Origin of the sequence: Thermaerobacillus caldiproteolyticus (assembly GCF_013761245.1) — a bacterium.
Classification (GTDB): Bacteria; Bacillota; Bacilli; order Bacillales; family Anoxybacillaceae; genus Thermaerobacillus; species Thermaerobacillus caldiproteolyticus.
The window spans coordinates 293847-314020 of record NZ_JACDUT010000004.1 but is presented as its reverse complement, the minus strand read 5'-3'; the positions used below and the strand labels follow the sequence as shown (position 1 = coordinate 314020).

The following is a 20174-nucleotide window of genomic DNA, read 5'->3' as shown; positions in this document are numbered from 1 at the left end:
TTCGTCATGACAACACAAAGAGGAACCTTGTTCGAACAAACCCTTTATAGCCGTGAACTACAAGAAGATGTGACATTGCTGATTTATTTGCCTAGCACGTTTTCTCCGCTTTACAAATATTCCATTCTCGTTGCTCAAGATGGGAAGGACTATTTTATGCTCGGCAAAATCGGGCGGGTCATTGAAGAACTATTAGAAGACAAGAAAATTGACCGCACGATTATCGTAGGCATTCCATATAAAAATGTCAATGATCGCTATGAAAAATATCATCCAAACGGAAAAAAACATGTCGCTTATTTAAAATTTTTAGCCAACGAGCTTGTCCCATATCTAGACCAACAATTTCCAACTTATCAAATGGGAATGGGACGCGCGCTCATAGGGGATTCCCTTGGCGGTACCGTTTCCTTACTGGCCGGGCTCACGTATCCACACACATTCGGAAAAGTTACCATGCAGTCACCATACATCAATGAAGCGATGATCGAAAAAATAAAGCATTTCCCTGATCCACATCTATTGAAAATTTATCATTCGATCGGCACAGAAGAGACAGCAGTGAAAACAACGGATGGAAATATTCGTGACTTTATCTCGCCAAATCGGCAAGCCCATGATATATTTGTAGAAAAAGGATTTTCTTACCAATACACAGAATTCCATGGCGACCATTCTTGGACATATTGGCAGCCTGATGTTCCGCGTGCGCTTGAATACACACTTTCTATGTAATGTAAACGTTACACTACAATATTTTTCGAAATTTTGTTATAATTAAATAATACCGCTAATACAAAAGGAGGGATTAATGTGAAATATGGAATTGCTCTTTTTCCGCCAAAGAACATACAAGATTTTGCCAACTCATACAGGAAACGCTATGATAGTCATTATGCCTTGATTCCGCCGCATGTAACGCTCAAAAGCCCTTTTGATGCTGACGATCAAGAAGTGAAAACAATCGTGAAAGAACTGCGTAAGATTGCAGCCGAAACGGATTTAATTCCATTAAAAATTACGAAGTTCAGCTCATTTTATCCAGTGAACAATGTCATTTATTTAAAAATCGAGCCAAATGAAACACTAGAACGCCTTCATAAGCAGCTTTATAGCGGCATTTTTACTGACAAACCAGAGTATGTATTTGTACCGCATATTACAATTGGTCGGGACCTTTCTAACGCGGAATATGCAGATGTGTACGGGCAATTAAAAATGCAAACCGTTCATTTCGAAGAAACTGTCGACCGATTCCATTTGCTGTATCAGCTAGAAAATGGCTCTTGGACCGTGTACGAAACATTCCGCGTGGGAAAGGAACAGGAATAACATGAACGTCGCAATGGGTGAAAAACAGGATTCTTCTCTTTATAACGATGCTCTTACTGTGAGAAAAACAGTATTCGTCGAGGAACAGCATGTTCCGGAAGAAGAAGAAATCGACGAATTTGAACAAGAAGCGACCCACTTTGTTCTTTACGACGGGGACAACCCAGTCGGTGCTGGAAGGTTTCGCATGCTTGATAATCACATGGGAAAAATTGAACGCATTTGCATATTACCAGATTATCGCAATCGTGGAGCTGGGCGACTCATTATGGAAAGCATTGAACAGTTTGCCAAAGAAAATGGCATTTCAAAAATAAAATTGAATGCCCAGACCCATGCCGAACCATTCTACCAAAAACTAGGTTACGAAACCGTTTCCGAGGTGTTCATGGATGCAGGAATCCCGCACGTAGCCATGGTAAAACAGCTTTAGGACCGTGTCATGCCGATACGGTCCTTATTGCCGCTCAACATAAAGAATGGAGCTGAATCGACAGTACGGCTTTCCCGTCTTTTATAAGTGAAAAAATACGCTGTATGACGGTACGTATATAGCAATCAAGAAGAATGTTATTGAGCTCCCTCTCCCAATGCATACACCTTTCGCGAATAAACCATTCATGGCTGATTCTTGCATCGCAACACGTTTTCCTGCCAGCGATATTTTATTGGACAGGTCCCGTATTGTTTACAACATAAGCGGCCAATACAGCGTATGTAGCATTGATCCGCATCGACTACGGAATTTTATGTTTTTTGTAACGCCTCCACTCTAAAAAAGCATATAAAACACCTTGATGGGTAACAGCTACGACCAATCCGTCAAGCTCCCGCGTTCCTTCCTTAGCCATGTCATCGGCTTGAATCCCTTCACTCTCTAGAAACTTTATTGTAACGGTCCATTTCCTTAAAATAATACAGCGGTTCGAGAATCGGGTTTTGTAATATCGCTTCTTCTAAAGCTGACTCTACTACGTGCCTCTTGTTGCTGCTGCAAATAAGATACTCCCATAGTAATATGAGTAGTGAAAAAATGGATGAGCGGCGCTCTCTTCCTTTAAGCGTTTTATTGCCTTATTTTCATTGTCCCTTGATCAAGACCGGCGTCAATCAAAATCCCTTTCTCTTGACGATATTGACAGCTCCTTCAAAATAAGAACAGTGTATTGATTCCATGTCTATCCGTCCATTTCTATATGCATTCATTGATCCATTGACCTTTTCCTGTTATGTCAACGAGTATTTTTTGTGCTGCTGTTTTCTTTCGTTGAGGCACATATTCATTTAGTCGAGCTGTATCATAACGATTGGAAGCAACATTGACTGCTGTTATAGGGAAAACCGAAAGTAAAGGCGAACGTTCAAGTATTGGACGATGCACATAATAAAAAAACGAATCATAAGCGCCAGAAACGGTTAACATCTATTCTCCTCCCCCCTTTGTTCATTGATTCGCTATTCTCACTTATGAATCCTTTTTTCCTACCTTATGTTTTCGTTGCAAAAAGCATAATCGCATTTTGTCAGTGAAAGGCAACAAAGGGAGCTTCGGTCTCGAGGCTCCCCTTTCTTTACTTCTTGTTTAGCATGTTGGCAATTGTACTAAAATCAAGCTGTTTTCCATTTTGAATAATCGTTTTCACAATTTGGTCTTCCAACTCTTTTGGCACTTTTCGATTGGCAATTTGCGCGACACGCTTAATGACTTGACGAACGGTTTTCTCGTCTTTAAAGTTGGCATGTTGTAATGAGTTGGCTAACTCGAATACCTCTTTCATATTGACGCCCGTTTTCTTTTCAATATTTTTCAAAAATTGATTATCCATTGTTCCATCCTCCCTTTCATGCTACATCGTATGAAAACAAAAACCAGAAGTGAATAAATGAAAAGAAAAAGTACGAGCTGCTCGTTTTTGAAAACAGCCCGTACCCGTTAAACACATTAGCCTACGAACGCAGCACCCACAATAATTAACAAAATAAACAAAACAACAATTAATACAAAGCTAGAGCCGTAACCTCCATAGCCATAACCTCCATAGCCATAACCACCGTAGCCGTAACCGCAAGATCCGAACATCGCTATGCACCTCCTTACACGTTGTTAGTTTCATCGTATGCATCTACTTAGCAAACGGTATGGGCTCACGTTGAACTTCCTACCCAAATAACCGAAACAGTTGCGCGAATTGTTTCTCCTTTTTCGCAAACCAACGATTCATATAATCCAAATTCCCTTCAATTTCTTTTAAAAATTGCCCGTTTATTTTCTCGATTTCCTTTATCTGCCCATCAAATTTCTTGTTCCATTGTTCAAATAGTTGAATGAATTGATGGTGCCCTTCTTGCTTTGACTTTGCCAATGTTTCTAACGCTTTTTCCAGCTCGCGGCTCATCGTCTCACCGTCCTTTCTATCATTTATGTATGCAAGCGGACGGACGATGTGCAAAGGCATATCAATTCTTTTTTAACGAGAAAGTATGATAAAGTATAAACGTATACAACATCAATAAGGAGGAACATCCATTGAAAGAATTACAAACTGCAGAGCAATTTCAAGAAGTGATTTCGGGCGAACAGCCAGTCATCGTCAAATTTTATACAACATGGTGCCCTGACTGTACACGAATGAATATGTTCATTGATGACATTGTCAATGAATACTCTCAATATGATTGGTTCCAAATGAACCGCGACCATGTTCCTGAACTCGCGGAAAAATACCAAGTCATGGGAATTCCGAGCTTGCTTGTGTTTAAAAATGGAGAAAAAGTTGCCCATCTTCATAGCGCTAACGCAAAAACTCCAGAAGAAGTCCGAGAGTTTTTGCAATCGTTAAACAGCTAAAAATGTCGTCCAAAAATTACCTCGTCCTGTGAGTAATTGGCAAAATGCCACCATCTTGGCTCCTGCGATGGGCAAATGTTCTTCCGCCCAACATGCTTGTCACTTCAAAAGAGAAGGTTATTTGATACAAGGGAGCTAGAGCAAGGCTATTTTCCAATATTGCTCCTGTGATGACTCGGCGCATATCAGCTGAGAAATTGATTTAATCAGTAGACACGTTGTGGGCCGAACTAACAGCTCTTTAAAAAAGAAACAAGGATATAAGTAAAAAACAAAGAACCGCTTCTCGATGATCTATCGAGAAACGGTCTTTTCTTTTTAATACTCGATGTCTTCATAGTCTTTTGGTTGATGTGTGACATTATCGCCACTATACATAAATTCAAGTGTCACTTCTTCATCAGTGGTATTCGTTTGATTTGGAGCATTATTCTTTCTCAGCCCGAGTGTAATTTCTTCATCAGTTGTTCGTGTTGTTTTCCGTTCCATTTTTTATACCTCCTTAATTTCTTAACAATGGTTCGACTTGTCGCAGCAATGTTGTTAACTTTTCAGCGTTGTTCGTATATAACTGTTTTGCTTCTTCTGATTCGGTCTGAAGCGCAAATAACTCGAAATCGGCTTGTACTTTTTTGATCGCTGCTAGCAGCAATTTCTTTTCTTGCGGCTCTGATACTTGGATTTTATCGTCATACAAATCGACCGTTAGCTGCCCATATGAATCGACTTGGGCTAAAAACACGTTTTCGATCGCTACACCTTGCTTATCCAGCTCTTGCTTTAGCCAACCGCGGTTTAGCCCCATCGTCGCGAGCGGTTCGTCTAAAATTAATCCATCCATAATGACCGTCTGCGGTTCTTTTTCCGAAGGGGGATTTGGAAATACGTCCCCAACAGTTAACGGCTGCTTTTCGCGCTTGAGTAATACGTTTAGCTCTCCGTTTGGCTCAAGTGTCGCAAATTCAACATCAGCAACGCGAAATATATCCTTCTTCCGAAGTTGTTCCAACAATTCATCAATTGTGTATTTTTCCCGTTTTAAATTTTCTTCTAAAATCTTGCCGTTTTTAATAAAAACGGTCGAGTTTCCTTCGATAAAATCGCGGAATTTTTTATTTCGTAAAGAAAGACGTGAAATAAAAACGGGGAATAGCGACCAGATTAAAATACTTGTAATGCCTTCTTGCAGATTAATACCAAGGTCTACTGACATCGTTCCAGCAATATCACCGACTGTAATACCGACAATATACTCAAAAAAGGAAAGCTTCGATAATTGCTTTTTTCCTAATATTTTTGTAATAATAAATAATCCAATTAATATCGAAAAGGATCGTATCGCTGTTTCTAACCATATAGGCATCGATCATACTCCTTACTTTCCGTGATATTGGGGCTCCTCCCATTCTAACTTGCTAAGCCGTTTTTTTATATCGGCGATGATTTCTTCTGTCAACATCATCGCCTCATGAAATGTTCGCTGCGCTTGTTCGTCTTGCGAAATGAGAGCAAGCCCTTGTAAACCAGCGTGAATACTCTTTAAGCTTGCTAAGCTTTGTTTCACTTGGGAACCAACTGTCATGTTATCATCATCTCCTTACCCTTTTGGTCGGAACAATAAAGCGCCAATAAAGCCGAACACAATGGCCGCAGAAATGCCGGCGCTTGTGACTTCGAACATTCCTGTCAATACCCCGATAATGCCGTGTTTATCGGCTTCATGAAGAGCACCATGGACAAGCGAGTTGCCAAAACTCGTAATCGGAATCGTCGCCCCTGCCCCGGCAAAATCGATTAACGGCTCATACAAACCAAATCCGTCTAAAATTGCACCGATAACAACAAGTGTACTTAGTGTATGAGCTGGTGTTAATTTGAAAACGTCAATCATAATTTGTCCGATGACACAAATGATTCCACCTATAACAAATGCCCAAAAAAACATCGCCATCATCTTTTTCACCCCCCATATTCAATCGCTACTGCATGAGCGATACAAGGAATCGTTTCATTTTGTTGAAAAGTAAGCGGCGAAAGCAGAGCCCCCGTTGCCACGACAAGCATTCGTTTGAATTCTCCTTGTTTCATGCGATTAAGCAAATGACCGTACACAACGGTAGCTGAACAGCCAGCGCCGCTTGCCCCTGATAAAACCGGCTGTCCTTCCCGATAAATAAGCAATCCGCAATCCTGATACCGTTCCTCTTTTAGGTCTATACCGTGCTGTCTCATTAAATCAAGGGAGACTTCTCTTCCAATTTTCCCCAAATCCCCAGTAACGATTACGTCATAGTAAGAGGCATCGATTTGCATGTCGCGCAAATGGGCTTCAATCGTATCGACAGCAGCTGGTGCCATCGCTCCTCCCATGTTAAACGGATCGCTGATTCCCATATCGACAACGCGGCCCATCGTTGCAGAGACAATGCGTGGGCCTTCTCCTTGAGGACTGACGAGCGCCACTCCTGCCCCTGTCACCGTCCATTGTGCCGTCGGCGGCTTTTGCCCACCATATTCGGTTGGATAGCGAAATTGTTTTTCAACCGCGGTGTTATGGCTTGATGCACCGGTTAGTATATATTCTGCCCCACCGTAATTCACAATAAATGCGCTTAACGCTAGTCCTTCCATTGAGGTCGAACATGCTCCAAATACCCCTAAATATGGAGCACCAATCGTTCTTGCGGCAAAGCTAGACGGGGTCATTTGATTAATTAAGTCACCGGTAATAATAAACTGTACTTTTTCTTTTTCAATCCCGCCTTTTTCCATCGCTTTAAACATCGCTTCTTCCAATAGCACTTTGTGCGCTTTTTCGTAGGAGTCTTCACCAAGCCAAAGATCTTCGTGCAATAAATCAAAATCATCGGCAATTCGTCCGTTCGCTTCAAATGGTCCGCCGACAGTTGCCGTCGCAATAATAACAGGTTTATTTTCAAAAACCCACGTACGATGTCCTTTCATCATCCAAGTCCACCCCATTTCACCGCAATCGTTTTGATTAAAGCAACGACAAAGGCGGCAAATGTCCCAAATAAAATAACTGAACCAGCAAGTTTAAACATGTTGCCTCCAACACCTAATACAAATCCTTCTGTTCGATGTTCAATCGCTGCGGAGATCACTGCATTCCCGAATCCAGTGACCGGAACAGAGCTACCCGCTCCGGCAAACTGGGCGATGCGGTCATATACGCCTAATCCCGTGAAAATCATCGCAAGAAACACCATTGTAGCCACCGTCGGATTACCTACTGTCTGTTCTGTAAAATCAAAAAAGTACATATAAAAGTACGAAATTGCTTGACCAATCACGCAAATAAGCCCACCGACAAAAAAAGCACGGATACAGTTTTTCACAACCGGTCGCTTTGTTTCTCGTTCCTTTTCAAATAAATGATATTCTTGCTGTACAGGAGTAAGTTTTTTGCGCTTCTCGTTCGCCATATTTGTCCCCCCTCATGTGAGCTCTTCACTTAGTTTTTTCAGTTTTTTTATTTGTTTGTTGATTTGCTTTTCGTTCATTCCATCCTTATTGATTTTGTCGCGTAACTCATTTGTTTTCCAAAATATTTTTAAATCACTCGACACAATAATCTTGTGATTTGGAAATAACTGTTTTAATTGCTGTTCGATATCTTTTTTGATTTGTTTCATACGGAAGCGATGCATATGTTTCACTTGATAAGCGACTAATAGTTTTTTTGAAGTGTTGACCGCTACGGCATCTCTTACTTCTTTTCTTGCTTTTATATGCTGAACAGCTTGTTTCGCTATCGATTGATTCACCTTGTATGAATAGGCTGTTCCATCCCTATTGGTTTTAATCATATTTGTTCCTTGTAATGACTGCTGCTTTATTTCTTTTTCTCTCGCACATCCAACAATCAGTAATGTGACAACCATCAACATCGTTACGTATTTTCTCATGTTTCATCAACCCATCCGTGTATGTATTTTGTTTGAAAAAAGGTTGGTACGTAACCAACCTTTTTCCTGTCTAAAACTACATGACGTTTGTGTACTCGGCTTAAAAACGATCAGAGGACACCGCAGCTCCTTGAAAATATCAAGCCTCTCCGCAGATAACACGGGCATTTGCTCAATCTTGTCTAGGCAAACCGCCTTCGCTTTTCTTTATTGTTGGTTATATTGTGGCTCTTCGTTTTGAATTTCTTGCACGCGAGAATTCACTAAATCCACAATCGCTTGGGCTTGTTGCGCTGCTTGTTGGTAAAGTTGTTTCGCAGCTTGATTGTCCGTTTGTAGCGCAAATGTTTCAAAACTTGCCTGAGCTGATTTTAATCCTGCTAATGTTTGTTTGACTTGAGAAATGACTGTCATGTTTTTTTTGCCCTCCTGAAGATGTTGAGTATCATTTACAGTTGTTAGAATGGATTTTTTTACGAAAAATATAATTGTCATTTTTTGAAAAAAAGAAAATGACTGCCCTGTAGAATGGACAGCCTGAGACATTCGTTTATTCTTCTTGATTGCTTATTTTATCTGAATAACCGCGGCCAAGGGATGGATTGTTAATAATTCCAGCTATGACGAGAATACTTAAAAATGCTTCATACAATCGTTCATATTTTCCTAAATCAATGTCTACACCAAAGGTTTGTAACGCTATGACGGCAAAAGAGGCGATTGCTAGCCAGAGGCCATAATTTTTAAACCTTTCCATTGCATTCTCTCTCTTTGACCAGTGATTCAGTATGGGTTTTAATCAAATCCATGAAAAGCGTCTTCTACCTTCGTCTCCTTCATTCTCTTCAGAATGGACAGTTTCATTTTCTACTGCTTCATTTTGTAAATCATCAAGCCCTTCTACATCCGTGCGACGTGAAGATAGCCACGGATCATGGATTCGTCTTCTGGGAACAATCACCACATCATCAGCGTGAACAATCAGCTTATCGACATGAATGACACGAGCTTTTTTCTTTCCTGACATTTCCGTTTCCTCCTTGCTGCCTATTGGGATTTCGCATTGTTAGACTATGCAAACGCCTTGATAATGGTATAGGCATTTTCCATAAAAAAAGGATTATCTTTTTTCGATAATCCTAATAATGACTCTTACTTTCTCTTTCTAGACTTTCCGCATCTACATCCACCGGTTTTTTTAACAGGAGCTGAAGAAGAATATACCCTTACTGCTTTAATCGCTTTTTTTTCCTTCATAAAATATGACCTCCAATCATCGAGTTGTTAACATATTATGATGCAATGTAGTCATTGGCATAAGTCAAATTCAATTTTTATTATTTTTCTTCTTCATTTCCTCCAAAAGTAAAAGGACTTGAGTCCAACTGGTGATTTACATTCACTTGGCTTTTGTTGGAGGAAGGGGCTATAATCGCATTCTGTTGTCGCAACGTATGAATAAACCAAGAATCCGGTTTTCCCTCCTCGTTTTGTTCTGTTTCTACATACTTTTTTAGCTCTGTCAATTGTCGCTGTAATTCTTCCTTTTCCTGCTTTGCTTGCGTTAATTCTTCATACCTTTGTTCGCTTTGTAATGCAAGTTCTTTAAGAACCACATTCTCTGCAGTGATTTCCTCCAACTTTTTCGCTAATTCTTTTATTTTTGTTTCTACTTGCTCCAACTCGTCTTTAAGGCTCTCATTTTCTGATTTTAAAGCCGCATACTTTCGGTAGATATCGTTCTGTTCATATTCGTGTAATTTAGATTTATATCTCGTTAACTCAGACTGTAGATGAATAACCTTCTGCTTTAACAGTATCACATCTTCCGCTTGCTTTGATTTCAACTGCTATCTCCCCCTGCTTAAAAAATCATTGGTTCCTAATACATACAAATTCAATAACTTTCCCTTTTATACCATCAACAAACAAAAAAATTAAATTTCCGCTTTTATCACAGCACACTTACCTAACAATTTCATACTATACAGTAGTCCTAACTCCCGCAGGAATAATTATTGATATTGATTTCAGCGGGAAAAAATTTTTAACAGGAGGAAAGAGTTATGGATCACTCTCATCATAAAGAAAAAGTATGTATCAAGACTCGTAAAGTGTACGACTGGGTTACTCGTCAAGTCGATGTGCCTTTAAAGAGCTTCTCTAACCAAGATTTAGAAGAAATATTCCCTGAACATAAGTACCACCGAGACGGAAAAAACATTTGTGAGTTCTTCACTTCGCACGGGATAAATCCAGAAGACTTCACTATAAGATGCTTCTTATCAGATGAAGACGGAAATCGAATCGATCCAGTAGTTGACAACGATGCTCTCATTTGTCAAGAAATCATCCAACCAAATGGCCGTCAACCTGTAACAGTTACTCTCCCATCCGGCGAGAGAGTTACATTACAAAAAGTAAAAGCACTAGTGAAAGGTCATGTCGTTGTACAAATTCTTAATGCAAACGGCCAAGTCGTATGCGAATCTGATCCAATCCCATTTGCAACAGCCCAAACATTTATCCTATGTGCTCCTGAAGGCACAATACTTGATTGCCACATTTCGTTCTTCGAATGTGATGCAAGCTTAGTATGTACACATAACTTCTCACAATTAGATGTTTCCGTTACTTTATGCTTAGAAGTGCAAATGGAAGCCGATGTAAAAATCGAAGTAGAAGCTCGTTTCTGTGATCCACGTGAGGAAATCTTGGAAGCTACACTTTGCCCAACCAATAAATTCCCACCTCAATGCCCTGAAGTATTTCCAGCCCATTAAGTTTAACTTTACGAGTTAGGCTGTTGCTCCACTCAACAGCCTTTTTTGTTTGATGAATTCATATTAATGATTTTTTTCTTAGTACATATATATAGCTGTAAAGGAGGGCAAAAAAATGAAACAGCACCCTACGACAGCTAACATCGATCAACAAATACAATTGCAACAAAAAATCATTCACTATCGCTCAGAGATTTCCAGTTATGAAAATAAATTAAAATCATTAGAAACAAAACTTCAAAAAGAGAAGCTGCGAAACAAATACTTACAAGAAAAGCTTCACCTCGCTGAATCAATAAATATTGAACAATATGAAAAAAAAATCGCTCAGTTAGAAAATCAGCTCTTATCCTATGAAGTTGCTCTTGAAGAAGCGAATAATCAAATAAACAACCTGAAAAAAATTCTGTATAGTAACAAACAAGAAGAAAAAAAATCCGTGCCATCTATCGTAAAAATGCAAGCCATTTTCAATTATTCTCTTATTCTTCCCCAGGCCAATGATGCAGAAGATATTGTCATTATCGGCGACTTCATTATTAGCAACCTAGGAACCGAACCTCTACAAAACATAATCACATGCATACGTATTACTCCTAAAAAGGCAGGAGAGTTGAGCGGAAAGATTACAATAAAACCGCTTAAGTCAAAGGAAAATGACTTCGTTTCTAACCAAACTTCTCCTGAATGGACTTTCGCATACGAAAACTGGAGAGACAAAATAAGAAATGAGGGAGAATACTGGATAAAACCGACACACCCGGAGAAATTAATGCCAAATGAAGAATTACGATTTTCCAATTTTGATATAAGAGTAAAAAAAATAAAAGGAGCACACTCCGTAGTTATCGATGGGTTTGTATACTGCCAAGAAATCCCGAACGGAGTTCCTTCGTCAAACAGCATAACGATTAACTAATGAACCTCTCCCACCTGCATACTGTTTAGAGCTGGGAGATGTTCTTATGCTCTTTTCTTCTTATGACAATATTTTTTCGACGATTGCTTCTACTAATGCAGAGCATCCAGCTATCGCAAAAATACATACTAACGGCTTAAATCCATACGGCCATATCGTATAACCTATATACACAAATGCAGAACACCATATTCCGGTACACCAGTAACAACCTAACAGCTCACCAATCCAATATTTGATGCCACTTCCTTTCACAATAAGAAACGTCCGGGTAGTTCCATCCGGCAACTCCTCCTCTATGATGTCATGAAATGGCTTCCTAATAAATGCAGTGATTGTATCGTACATAATGAGTCGCGTTAAACGAAAGCTTGCCAAAAAAAGAAGAAAAAATTCAAATGGATTTAACATCCAAACATCTCTCCTTACATTTTCAGATCACTATTAATTTATGAAGTAAATAGTCGTTAATGATTAAAGATGTTGTATTTTATAACAAACGAAAAATGTACAGTTGGGTAACTCAAAGCAGGAGGTATGATCAATTAACTTGCCTGCCAAACGATAAATCTTGCTCTTTTGTGTACAGTCATGACTGCAAAGTCTCCATGTCAAGTAACACCCGATTACCTTCATATCTATCTGCTGGGATACATTTATTTATATTTTTAAATTCTCAGGAACAGAAAAATAACTCCTCCTCTAGGCCTTTGTCCAAACAGTTCTCCCAGCCAATCATATGATACAGTAGATATTTTATCCATTTGAACATAAGGGAGTGAAAACATGTACAAGGTGTTCTTTAGTAATAGACTGTTAAAGAAAAGTCGTAATCGTAATCATAATGATGATTCCCCTCCAAAAAATAACGAGATAAATGAAGGACTTAACAGTTTAGAACCTGAGATAGAAATAAACGTTCATACCGCAGATCAAAATAACGGGATAAGCGAAATACTTAATAGTTTAGAACCCGGAACAGAAATAAACGTTCATGCTACAGATCAGACTTACTATAACGCTTTGTTTTTAGCATTCGATCGCAGAACAAATAAAGTCTCATTATTGACTGACCGTTTTTACAAACGCGGCAATCGCTTAACCATTTTAGAACTCAAGGATATTATTTCTATCGATCTACCAGTCTCGGGTGATTCCGCTGAAAAATTAGACGATGAAGATGAATAACGTTCGAAACCATGGCAACCGCTAATTTAGAAATAGCGGTTGGCTTTCTTTATGATTACAGTAATGGTCCAAAACAACAAAAAACCAGGTCGTACTTAACCTGGCTTTTCTATAAAAGCGAACACGCTTCCTCCATTGAGTTGTAAGCAAAATCTCATTTAATCCTTTGTTGGTCTATTCATTATGTTGATTAAAGAAATATAGTCATCATATGAACCTATATCAAACCTATTCCCTTCAATTGATTTTCCATAACAAGCTTCTGCTGTCGACATCTTCTTAATAGCATCCGTCAATTGTATTTCTTCTCCTTCTTTCATCGTCAAGGTCTCTAAATAAGAAAAAATGGAAGGAGTAAACACATATCGACCGATGACCGCTAAATTTGATGGAGGGTTCGTTTTTGGCTTTTCGACAATGTCAACGATTTTACACATTCTATTTCCCAACGGCTCCCCTTTAACGACTCCATATTTGTGTAAATGTTTGTCTTCCACTTTATTCAGTCCGATGACGCTCTGAAGGTATGTCTTATACTCTTCTACCAATTGTTGAATGGCTGGTGTTGTTCCATTCAAAATAATATCATCTGGCAAAAGAACAGCAAACGGCTCGTTTCCGACAAAAGACTTTCCTAAATATACAGCATCTCCTAATCCTCTCGCATATGACTGGCGCGTATAGTAAATGCGTACTTTCGGAATAAATTCCTTTTCCAACAAATGTGTTTTATTTTGTTTTTCCAAAAAAGCTTCAAGTTCAAGAGAATGGTCAAAATAATCCACAATTAGATTTTTGGTCCGCGACACAATAATTAATATTTCTTCGATTCCAGATTCAATTGCCTCTTCAACCACATAATGAATTGCGGGTTTCATATCGATGGGGAACATTTCTTTTGGAATCACTTTTGTAATCGGCAAACTTCTTGTACCATATCCAGCCGCTGGTATGATTGCTTTTTTTACCATAGTTCTTCCCCCTCTATTTTCTTTACATTTATCGTATTCGTTCAATGTCGGGAAGGAAGGTTGTCTATATAAAATGGGCGACAGCATTCATGGTGTTTTAGGTATTTGCCATGTAGCAAATCAAGCATGTCCATTAATATGCTATAAAAGCCGCATACTTTTTTTACCAAAGGGAGTGTCTGTCATGAATATATGCGTCATAGGTGCAGGATACGTCGGATTAACTACCGCTGCCGTTCTCGCTGAACTTGGTCATGAAGTCAACTGTATTGATCAAGATAAACATAAAATTGAAATGTTAAACAACGGTGAAGTACCTATTTATGAGCCAGGACTAAAAGAATTAATTTATAAAAACTATAATTATCTTACCTTTGCCGAATCTCTCGATGGTTATATAAAAAGGGCTTCTGTTGTTATTATTTGCGTCGGCACCCCTTCTTGGGAAGACGGAAGTACCAATTTGTGTTATATAAATTCCGTCATTGACGATCTATCAAGTCGTATAAACTCATATAAAACCATCATCACCAAAAGTACCGTGCCGCCTGGAACGAACGAATGGATTTATACAAAATTGCTCGAAAAAGGAGTTCCTCCCCACCTGTTTAACGTTGTCTCAAACCCCGAATTTTTAAGAGAGGGCTCTGCCATTCATGATATGTTTCATGCTGACAAAATTGTCATCGGTCTCCGCCCAGATGATCAGCAATCGTTATCTGTCGTACAAGAAATGTATTCAGGTATCAGCTCTCCATATATCGTAACTAGCCTAAACGGAGCCGAAATGATCAAATATGCTTCTAATGCTTTTTTAGCAACCAAAATTTCATTCATTAATGAAATCGCCCGTATTTGCGAAGCTTTTCATGTCGATGTGAGCGATGTTGCTAAAGGTTTAGGACTAGATCCGCGAATCGGGCCTCAGTTCTTACAAGCGGGACTAGGATATGGGGGATCGTGCTTTCCGAAAGACATAAAATCTCTTGAACAAACTGCTCTTTCCAAAAACATTCAACCGCATATCTTACGGGCTGTTCAAACTGTAAACGACACACAAATTGACATTTATATTCGGAAGCTCAGACTGACGCTAGACGATTTACCAAACCGAAAAATTGCCGTGCTAGGCATCGCCTTCAAACCTAATACAGACGATACCCGTTATTCACCTGCTGAACGATTTATTCGCGAACTTAGTGAATCCGGCTGCATAATTCACGCATATGATCCAAAAGCAAAATTGGATGATCATCACCGACCAAATGTAATCCAAAAAACAACTGTAAACGAAGCCATTCATGAAGCAGATTGTGTGTTTATTGCAACTGACTGGGAGGAATTCAAACAACTAAACTGGTCGGAAGTAAAGCAGCTTATGAAGGGAACGATTATATTCGACGCAAGAAATTGTCTTAATCGTGAGAAAGTCGAACAGTGTGGATTACATTATATAGGAGTTGGTCGCGGATGAAAATCCTTGTTACAGGTGCCGCAGGATTTATCGGTTCACATTTATGTGAAAAATTATTAGAAAATGAACAAAATATTGTTATCGGCATTGATTGTTTAATAGGTCCGACCCCTTCCAGCTTAAAACAATTCAACTTAGATAAACTTGTATCACACCCAAGGTTTACGTTGATTTTGCAAGATCTTCTTTCGACAAATCTACCCGAACTTCTTAAAGACGTTGATGTTATTTATCATTTAGCGGGAATGCCGGGCGTTCGTACGAGCTGGGGAAAAGATTTCGAGTCGTACACCATTCATAATATCTCCTCGACACAACGATTACTAGAAGCATGTAAAGGGTTGCCAATCCAGCAATTTATTTACGCTTCGACTTCCTCTGTATACGGTGAAAAGGATGGGAAAGTATCTGAATCCATGGAACCATCTCCCTTATCTCCATACGGCATTACAAAGTTAACAGGGGAACATTTATGCAGAGTATACCAAACAAATTTTCACATTCCGACTGTCATATTGCGATATTTCACCGTTTACGGTCCACGCCAACGTCCAGATATGGCCTTTCACCGCTTTATCAAGCAAATATTAGCTGAACAACCTATCACGATTTTTGGAGATGGTACGCAATCACGAGATTTCACCTATATTTCTGATTGTGTAAAAGGAACCGCTGCCGTCCTAGGCAATACAAATATAATCGGAAAAACGATAAACATTGGCGGTAAAGAGAGGGCATCAGTAAATGAAGTGATTGAGTTATTAGAATGTCTAACAGGAAAAAAAGCGATCAAACATTATACAAAAACAACGATCGGCGAGCCAAAGCATACTTGGGCTGATATCTCAATGGCACAGCGTTATCTACATTACTCTCCAGAAGTGACATTAAAAGAAGGACTGCAAAAAGAAATTGAGTATATTCGCTCAATTTACAAGGATGAAATCAAATGAAAATTGCCTATATCTGTACTGGAAAACTCCCTTCTCCTGCTGTTAAGGGGGGAGCCATTCAACTTATGATTGACGGTGTCGCACCTTTTATAGCCCGCAAACACCAACTTACTATTTTTTCTATAAACAATCCAATATTGCCACCTAGAGAAACCGTTAATCATATTAATTATATTCGCTTCCCAAAAGAAACCTATGAAAAAGACGTCGCTGTTGCATTAACGAAACAATCTTTTGATGTGATTCATGTTTTTAACCGCCCAATAAACTTGATTAAATATAAAGAGATTTCTCCGGCAAGCGCTTTTGTGTTAAGCCTTCATAACGACATGTTCTCACCGTTAAAAATATCTAAAGAACTAGCGGAAAAAGCGTTAAACGAAAGCGCCTTAATTACATCTGTAAGCGAATACATCAAACAAACAGTAACGAGAAGATATGAAGTGCCAGAAGAAAAAATAAAAGTGATCTACTCAGGGGTAGATTTGGAGAAGTACGTTCCTTCTTGGACAATAGAAGGCCAGCAAATTCGCGAATTAGTAAGGCAAAAATTCGGGGTTTCAAATAAAAAAGTGATTTTATTTATTGGTAGATTAAGTAAAACGAAGGGACCCCATATACTCATTGAGTGCATGAACACCGTTCTTTCAAATCATCCAGATGCAACCTTAGTGATTGTCGGAGGTAAATGGTTTAGCGAAAATGGCTGGAATGACTATGTTGAATATCTTCACCATTTAGCATCCCCATTTGGAAATAACGTGATTTTCACTAACTACATTCCTTCGGAAAAAATTCCGCAAATTCTTTTAATGGGAGATGTATTTGTTTGCAGTTCTCAATGGCATGAACCATTAGCTCGGGTTCACTACGAAGCAATGGCGGCGGGGATTCCTATTATCACTACAAATCGCGGTGGTAACACCGAGGTAATCAGTCATTTACAAAACGGTTTAGTCATTGACGATTACAAAAATCCCTATGCCTTTTCCGAAGCCATCAACTATATTTTTACAAATAAAGAGAAAGCCAAAGAAATGGCGGTAAACGGCAGAAAGCTTATTGAAGAACAATTTCAATTTAGACATGTAGCTAACCGATTAGAAGCTGTCTATGTAGAAGCATTCTACAAAAATACACAATTAAATCTAAAAAATTAAGGATGTCTCCTAACCAATGAGACATCCTCATACTCTCTAAGTGCCGCTTAGTCAGTTTCATCACATGCAATAAAAACAAAGAAAAAGGGCAAACAACTAATTATATGTTTGCCTCTAATGCTCCCTCCGTTAATTCATGCCCCTTTCCATGAAAGATTTTTCAACCCGTTGCTCATTTCTTTCTATTTGTCATATTTTCTTTTGTCCAGATTCCCCTTTTAGCAGTAGCGTTCCAAACTTCTGCCTCTCTTTAGGCCGTTGTTCATAACCAATTTGGCTGTGATTTGACTTCCATGGCAAGTTTCCTCATCATTTCCGCCAATATGTTTTCATCATTCATTAAAGGGAAGGCTGTAGTTTGCTCCTAGAGCAAAACAAAATTTCTTTGTCTTCCACGATAATTGCTTTCTCCTTTTCGCTCCAAAAGAGTAAGTGAATCTGAAGGAAATACCTCTCCTCAAATCGAGGAATATTTTATTTTCTATTGAACTCCTCCACTTTCGCTCCATTTCAGAGCAGGAGATTCTTGGATAGTTCCAAGCGATCCCCGCCCGGCAGTTCAGCTAGGTTGATCTAACAAGCGAAATCCTTCTTTCAAAGTGTTGATGCTTGCGTTCACACCTCGATTACAGTGCGTGCCACATGAGGGACACGTCCACTCCCGCAAATTTAGGCCTTTCGCTTCTTTGGCAGCTGCATTTTAGATCCCATCACGACCCGTTTTTACCGTACCATTCCGTTTTATATTCCAGCGTTTTATGAAATATCAACCAACTTACTTCATAAGATAGGATTTATGATTTTTTGTTATATATATTTTCCACCATAATGGCCCTTCATTTATGTCATCAAAACGATGGAACTGAATAACACGCTGTTAGAAAGCAACAGGAATACTTCATACAGTTGCTTTTGACTTGTGATTGGAGATTTATGAAAAATAATTATGCTGCTTCTAGCAGCTCAGGAATTTGAAATAAAAATACAGTAACGTATGAATCTGTTTTTCCATCAACCAACAATCTGTTTATTGATCTGCCTTTTCCATATGAACGACATGAATTTGTGTTAGAAAAGTATGTATGAAAGACACCTCTGCCAGCGCAAGAGTTAGCAGAGGTAATGTCTGATGAATCATAAAATGGGAAGAAGTTAGCAAAACCTTTGAAAATAAGCGGTTTGAAATTTAAACAGTTAGCTTCGGATTTCATTTCTCCTTTCCAAGACCAATTAAAGATATAGAGACAATTTGTTCAACTGGAATATTAACTTTGTCATGTTTCTCTGTCTGAAATATCACATGTTCATTTTTGTATTCACAAATAAATCCCTTATAATTTCTTTTCTTGGTAGCCAATTGGCATTTGATTGACGAAAGCTGATTAGGAAGCGTGGTGAGAAATTGTAATTTTTCTTCAAGATCCATGTCTTGGAAAAGCTTTGTTTTTACGTTTTCTTGAAAGAATTGTTCCACATCTTTCAAATCAGTCTCATGGATACGATCGTCCTTCTCTACTTTTTCAGAACTCTTTTTCTCCTCTTTAAACGATTTCTGCATATAAGAAACCGTTGGCTCCAGTTTCGGCTGTACGATATAAAGAAGCGGCTCATTACGGACAACTTGATTCGTTTTCATCACTGTTCCTCCTCACGTTTTTATATAAAATATGTATGCTTGCTGCGGATAAAATTGCACTAAACAAAAAAGCTGCCACGGACGAAATCGAAATCCGCTGACAGCTTTTTATATTTTAACAGCCTCTGTTTTTCTTTTTATCGCGCCAAAATATGATAACCAGAGTCGACGTGGATGATTTCTCCTGTAATGCCGCGAGACAAGTCACTAAATAGGAATAAAGCGGTATCTCCAACTTCTTCTTGTGTCGTCGTCCGACGGAGTGGAGCACGCTCTTCGATTTCTTTCAAAATGGAATTAAAGTCGCTAACTCCTTTTGCTGACAATGTCCGAATTGGTCCCGCGGAAATGGCATTGACGCGAATTCCATATTTTCCTAAGTCGTTCGCTAAATATTTGACGCTTGCATCGAGTGATGCTTTGGCTACTCCCATAATGTTATAGTTTTGAACCACACGTTCACCGCCAAGGTACGTTAGCGTAACGATGCTGCCTCCTTCTGCCATGACTTCTTTGGCCGCTCTTGCCACAGCTGTTAATGAATAAGAGCTAATATTATGTGCCAACAAAAATCCTTCACGGCTCACGTTCATATATTCTCCGCTTAAATCTTCCTTGTTTGCAAACGCAATGCAATGAGCTACACCGTGAATAACGCCGACCTTTTCTTTAATTTCTGCAAAACATTGCGTAATCTCTTCGTCTTTCGTTACATCGCATGGAAGAATAAGCGCACTGTCATCTTCAAGTGTATCGACAAGTTCACGTACCCCTGCTTCAAAGCGCTCTCCAGCATATGTAAAAATGAGTCTCGCCCCAGCAGCATGCAGCGAACGCGCAATTCCCCAAGCAATGCTTCGTTTATTGGCCACTCCCATAATGACATACGTACGTCCTTTTAACGATAAAGTCATGTTCCATCCTCCTATATCAATTAGGTATAATATTTGTTATTAGTACCAAGTATTAATTTTATTATAA

General features: G+C 39.1%; 30 protein-coding genes and 1 pseudogene. 10 read left to right on the top strand and 21 right to left on the bottom strand.

Annotation, left to right across the window (positions count from 1 at the left end):
- Positions 1 to 6: 6 nt before the first annotated feature.
- The 3 genes from HNR31_RS08550 (at position 7) to HNR31_RS08540 (ending at position 1765) form a co-directional block, all read left to right on the top strand.
- Complete coding sequence (locus HNR31_RS08550) at positions 7 to 735, top strand: alpha/beta hydrolase (RefSeq protein WP_181555831.1); 729 nt, start codon at positions 7 to 9, stop codon at positions 733 to 735.
- 78 nt (positions 736 to 813) lie between these two features.
- Complete coding sequence (locus HNR31_RS08545; protein WP_181555830.1) at positions 814 to 1332, top strand: YjcG family protein; 519 nt, start codon at positions 814 to 816, stop codon at positions 1330 to 1332.
- 1 nt (position 1333) lies between these two features.
- On the top strand, positions 1334 to 1765 hold the full coding sequence (locus HNR31_RS08540) for a GNAT family N-acetyltransferase (protein ID WP_181555829.1): 432 nt from the start codon (positions 1334 to 1336) through the stop codon (positions 1763 to 1765).
- 759 nt (positions 1766 to 2524) lie between these two features.
- Here the strand turns inward: HNR31_RS08540 and HNR31_RS08535 are convergent.
- The 4 genes and pseudogenes from HNR31_RS08535 to HNR31_RS08520 all read right to left on the bottom strand — a co-directional run bounded on the left by HNR31_RS08535 (position 2525) and on the right by HNR31_RS08520 (position 3728).
- The gene (locus tag HNR31_RS08535; protein ID WP_181555828.1) at positions 2525 to 2755 is read right to left on the bottom strand and encodes a hypothetical protein; all 231 of its coding nucleotides are present in this window, start codon (positions 2753 to 2755) and stop codon (positions 2525 to 2527) included.
- A 148-nt stretch (positions 2756 to 2903) separates the two neighbouring features.
- On the bottom strand, positions 2904 to 3158 hold the full coding sequence (locus HNR31_RS08530; RefSeq protein WP_181555827.1) for a stage VI sporulation protein F: 255 nt from the start codon (positions 3156 to 3158) through the stop codon (positions 2904 to 2906).
- A 116-nt stretch (positions 3159 to 3274) separates the two neighbouring features.
- Positions 3275 to 3361 (bottom strand): annotated as a pseudogene (locus HNR31_RS19090) (YjcZ family sporulation protein); the annotation flags it as partial.
- Between the two features lie 130 nt (positions 3362 to 3491).
- A complete protein-coding gene (locus tag HNR31_RS08520; protein WP_181555825.1) occupies positions 3492 to 3728 on the bottom strand; it encodes a hypothetical protein in 237 nt (78 codons plus the stop codon).
- Between the two features lie 131 nt (positions 3729 to 3859).
- On the opposite strand from HNR31_RS08520, the gene HNR31_RS08515 reads away from it, so the two are divergent.
- Complete coding sequence (locus HNR31_RS08515; RefSeq protein ID WP_181555824.1) at positions 3860 to 4180, top strand: thioredoxin family protein; 321 nt, start codon at positions 3860 to 3862, stop codon at positions 4178 to 4180.
- 318 nt (positions 4181 to 4498) lie between these two features.
- Here HNR31_RS08515 and HNR31_RS08510 read toward each other — a convergent pair whose 3' ends face one another.
- From HNR31_RS08510 to HNR31_RS08460, 11 genes are all read right to left on the bottom strand, one after another.
- Positions 4499 to 4669, bottom strand: a complete 171-nt coding sequence (locus HNR31_RS08510; protein WP_181555823.1) for a hypothetical protein — start codon at positions 4667 to 4669, stop codon at positions 4499 to 4501.
- Between the two features lie 13 nt (positions 4670 to 4682).
- Positions 4683 to 5543 carry a DUF421 domain-containing protein gene (locus HNR31_RS08505; RefSeq protein ID WP_181555822.1) on the bottom strand — a complete coding sequence of 287 codons (861 nt, stop codon included), beginning with the start codon at positions 5541 to 5543 and terminating at the stop codon, positions 4683 to 4685.
- A 12-nt stretch (positions 5544 to 5555) separates the two neighbouring features.
- Positions 5556 to 5762: a DUF1657 domain-containing protein gene (locus tag HNR31_RS08500; RefSeq protein WP_181555821.1), complete on the bottom strand. Its 207-nt coding sequence runs from the start codon at positions 5760 to 5762 to the stop codon at positions 5556 to 5558.
- Between the two features lie 15 nt (positions 5763 to 5777).
- Positions 5778 to 6134 carry a stage V sporulation protein AE gene (spoVAE, locus tag HNR31_RS08495; RefSeq protein WP_181555820.1) on the bottom strand — a complete coding sequence of 119 codons (357 nt, stop codon included), beginning with the start codon at positions 6132 to 6134 and terminating at the stop codon, positions 5778 to 5780.
- Positions 6135 to 6139: 5 nt separating this feature from the next.
- Positions 6140 to 7147 (bottom strand): stage V sporulation protein AD, encoded by a 1008-nt coding sequence (gene spoVAD, locus HNR31_RS08490; protein ID WP_181555819.1) that lies wholly within the window; start codon positions 7145 to 7147, stop codon positions 6140 to 6142.
- Complete coding sequence (gene spoVAC / locus HNR31_RS08485) at positions 7144 to 7626, bottom strand: stage V sporulation protein AC (RefSeq protein WP_181555818.1); 483 nt, start codon at positions 7624 to 7626, stop codon at positions 7144 to 7146. Before spoVAC ends, spoVAD begins: the two co-directional genes overlap by 4 nt.
- Positions 7627 to 7638: 12 nt before the next feature.
- A complete protein-coding gene (locus HNR31_RS08480) occupies positions 7639 to 8109 on the bottom strand; it encodes a YhcN/YlaJ family sporulation lipoprotein (protein WP_181555817.1) in 471 nt (156 codons plus the stop codon).
- A gap of 207 nt (positions 8110 to 8316) precedes the next feature.
- Positions 8317 to 8523: a DUF1657 domain-containing protein gene (locus HNR31_RS08475; RefSeq protein WP_181555816.1), complete on the bottom strand. Its 207-nt coding sequence runs from the start codon at positions 8521 to 8523 to the stop codon at positions 8317 to 8319.
- Positions 8524 to 8659: 136 nt separating this feature from the next.
- A complete protein-coding gene (locus HNR31_RS08470) occupies positions 8660 to 8866 on the bottom strand; it encodes a phage holin family protein (protein WP_181555815.1) in 207 nt (68 codons plus the stop codon).
- A 42-nt stretch (positions 8867 to 8908) separates the two neighbouring features.
- Positions 8909 to 9136, bottom strand: coding sequence for a hypothetical protein (locus HNR31_RS08465; protein WP_181555814.1), 228 nt, complete (start codon positions 9134 to 9136; stop codon positions 8909 to 8911).
- 310 nt (positions 9137 to 9446) lie between these two features.
- Positions 9447 to 9956, bottom strand: coding sequence for a hypothetical protein (locus HNR31_RS08460; protein WP_228485607.1), 510 nt, complete (start codon positions 9954 to 9956; stop codon positions 9447 to 9449).
- A gap of 219 nt (positions 9957 to 10175) precedes the next feature.
- Between HNR31_RS08460 and HNR31_RS08455 the strand changes: the two genes are divergently transcribed.
- Positions 10176 to 10892 (top strand): BMQ_0737 family morphogenetic spore coat protein, encoded by a 717-nt coding sequence (locus tag HNR31_RS08455; RefSeq protein ID WP_181555813.1) that lies wholly within the window; start codon positions 10176 to 10178, stop codon positions 10890 to 10892.
- Positions 10893 to 11007: 115 nt separating this feature from the next.
- Positions 11008 to 11811 carry a hypothetical protein gene (locus tag HNR31_RS08450; RefSeq protein ID WP_181555812.1) on the top strand — a complete coding sequence of 268 codons (804 nt, stop codon included), beginning with the start codon at positions 11008 to 11010 and terminating at the stop codon, positions 11809 to 11811.
- Between the two features lie 60 nt (positions 11812 to 11871).
- Here the strand turns inward: HNR31_RS08450 and HNR31_RS08445 are convergent, their stop codons facing one another.
- Complete coding sequence (locus tag HNR31_RS08445; RefSeq protein WP_181555811.1) at positions 11872 to 12222, bottom strand: DUF1360 domain-containing protein; 351 nt, start codon at positions 12220 to 12222, stop codon at positions 11872 to 11874.
- Between the two features lie 375 nt (positions 12223 to 12597).
- On the opposite strand from HNR31_RS08445, the gene HNR31_RS08440 reads away from it, so the two are divergent.
- Positions 12598 to 12999, top strand: coding sequence for a hypothetical protein (locus tag HNR31_RS08440; protein WP_181555810.1), 402 nt, complete (start codon positions 12598 to 12600; stop codon positions 12997 to 12999).
- Between the two features lie 158 nt (positions 13000 to 13157).
- On the opposite strand, the gene HNR31_RS08435 is transcribed toward HNR31_RS08440, so the two are convergent.
- Positions 13158 to 13970, bottom strand: coding sequence for a UTP--glucose-1-phosphate uridylyltransferase (locus tag HNR31_RS08435; protein ID WP_181555809.1), 813 nt, complete (start codon positions 13968 to 13970; stop codon positions 13158 to 13160).
- On the opposite strand from HNR31_RS08435, the gene HNR31_RS08430 reads away from it, so the two are divergent.
- The 3 genes from HNR31_RS08430 to HNR31_RS08420 are packed head-to-tail and all read left to right on the top strand — an operon-like array spanning position 13882 to position 17557.
- Complete coding sequence (locus HNR31_RS08430; protein WP_309505649.1) at positions 13882 to 15444, top strand: UDP-glucose dehydrogenase family protein; 1563 nt, start codon at positions 13882 to 13884, stop codon at positions 15442 to 15444. The two genes, HNR31_RS08435 and HNR31_RS08430, sit on opposite strands and share 89 nt — an antisense overlap.
- Positions 15441 to 16397 carry an NAD-dependent epimerase/dehydratase family protein gene (locus HNR31_RS08425; protein ID WP_181555807.1) on the top strand — a complete coding sequence of 319 codons (957 nt, stop codon included), beginning with the start codon at positions 15441 to 15443 and terminating at the stop codon, positions 16395 to 16397. Before HNR31_RS08430 ends, HNR31_RS08425 begins: the two co-directional genes overlap by 4 nt.
- On the top strand, positions 16394 to 17557 hold the full coding sequence (locus tag HNR31_RS08420) for a glycosyltransferase family 4 protein (protein WP_181555806.1): 1164 nt from the start codon (positions 16394 to 16396) through the stop codon (positions 17555 to 17557). Before HNR31_RS08425 ends, HNR31_RS08420 begins: the two co-directional genes overlap by 4 nt.
- 559 nt (positions 17558 to 18116) lie before the next feature.
- Here HNR31_RS08420 and HNR31_RS19265 read toward each other — a convergent pair.
- From HNR31_RS19265 to fabI, 4 genes are all read right to left on the bottom strand, one after another.
- Entirely contained in the window at positions 18117 to 18224 is a 108-nt protein-coding gene (locus HNR31_RS19265) for a zinc ribbon domain-containing protein (protein ID WP_373367386.1), read from the bottom strand.
- Positions 18225 to 18501: 277 nt separating this feature from the next.
- Positions 18502 to 18768, bottom strand: coding sequence for a hypothetical protein (locus HNR31_RS08410; protein ID WP_181555805.1), 267 nt, complete (start codon positions 18766 to 18768; stop codon positions 18502 to 18504).
- Positions 18765 to 19193, bottom strand: coding sequence for a CotO family spore coat protein (locus tag HNR31_RS08405; RefSeq protein ID WP_181555804.1), 429 nt, complete (start codon positions 19191 to 19193; stop codon positions 18765 to 18767). The genes HNR31_RS08410 and HNR31_RS08405 overlap by 4 nt, the downstream gene beginning before the upstream one ends.
- 137 nt (positions 19194 to 19330) lie before the next feature.
- The gene (fabI, locus tag HNR31_RS08400; protein WP_181555803.1) at positions 19331 to 20107 is read right to left on the bottom strand and encodes an enoyl-ACP reductase FabI; all 777 of its coding nucleotides are present in this window, start codon (positions 20105 to 20107) and stop codon (positions 19331 to 19333) included.
- Between the last annotated feature and the right edge of the window lie 67 nt (positions 20108 to 20174).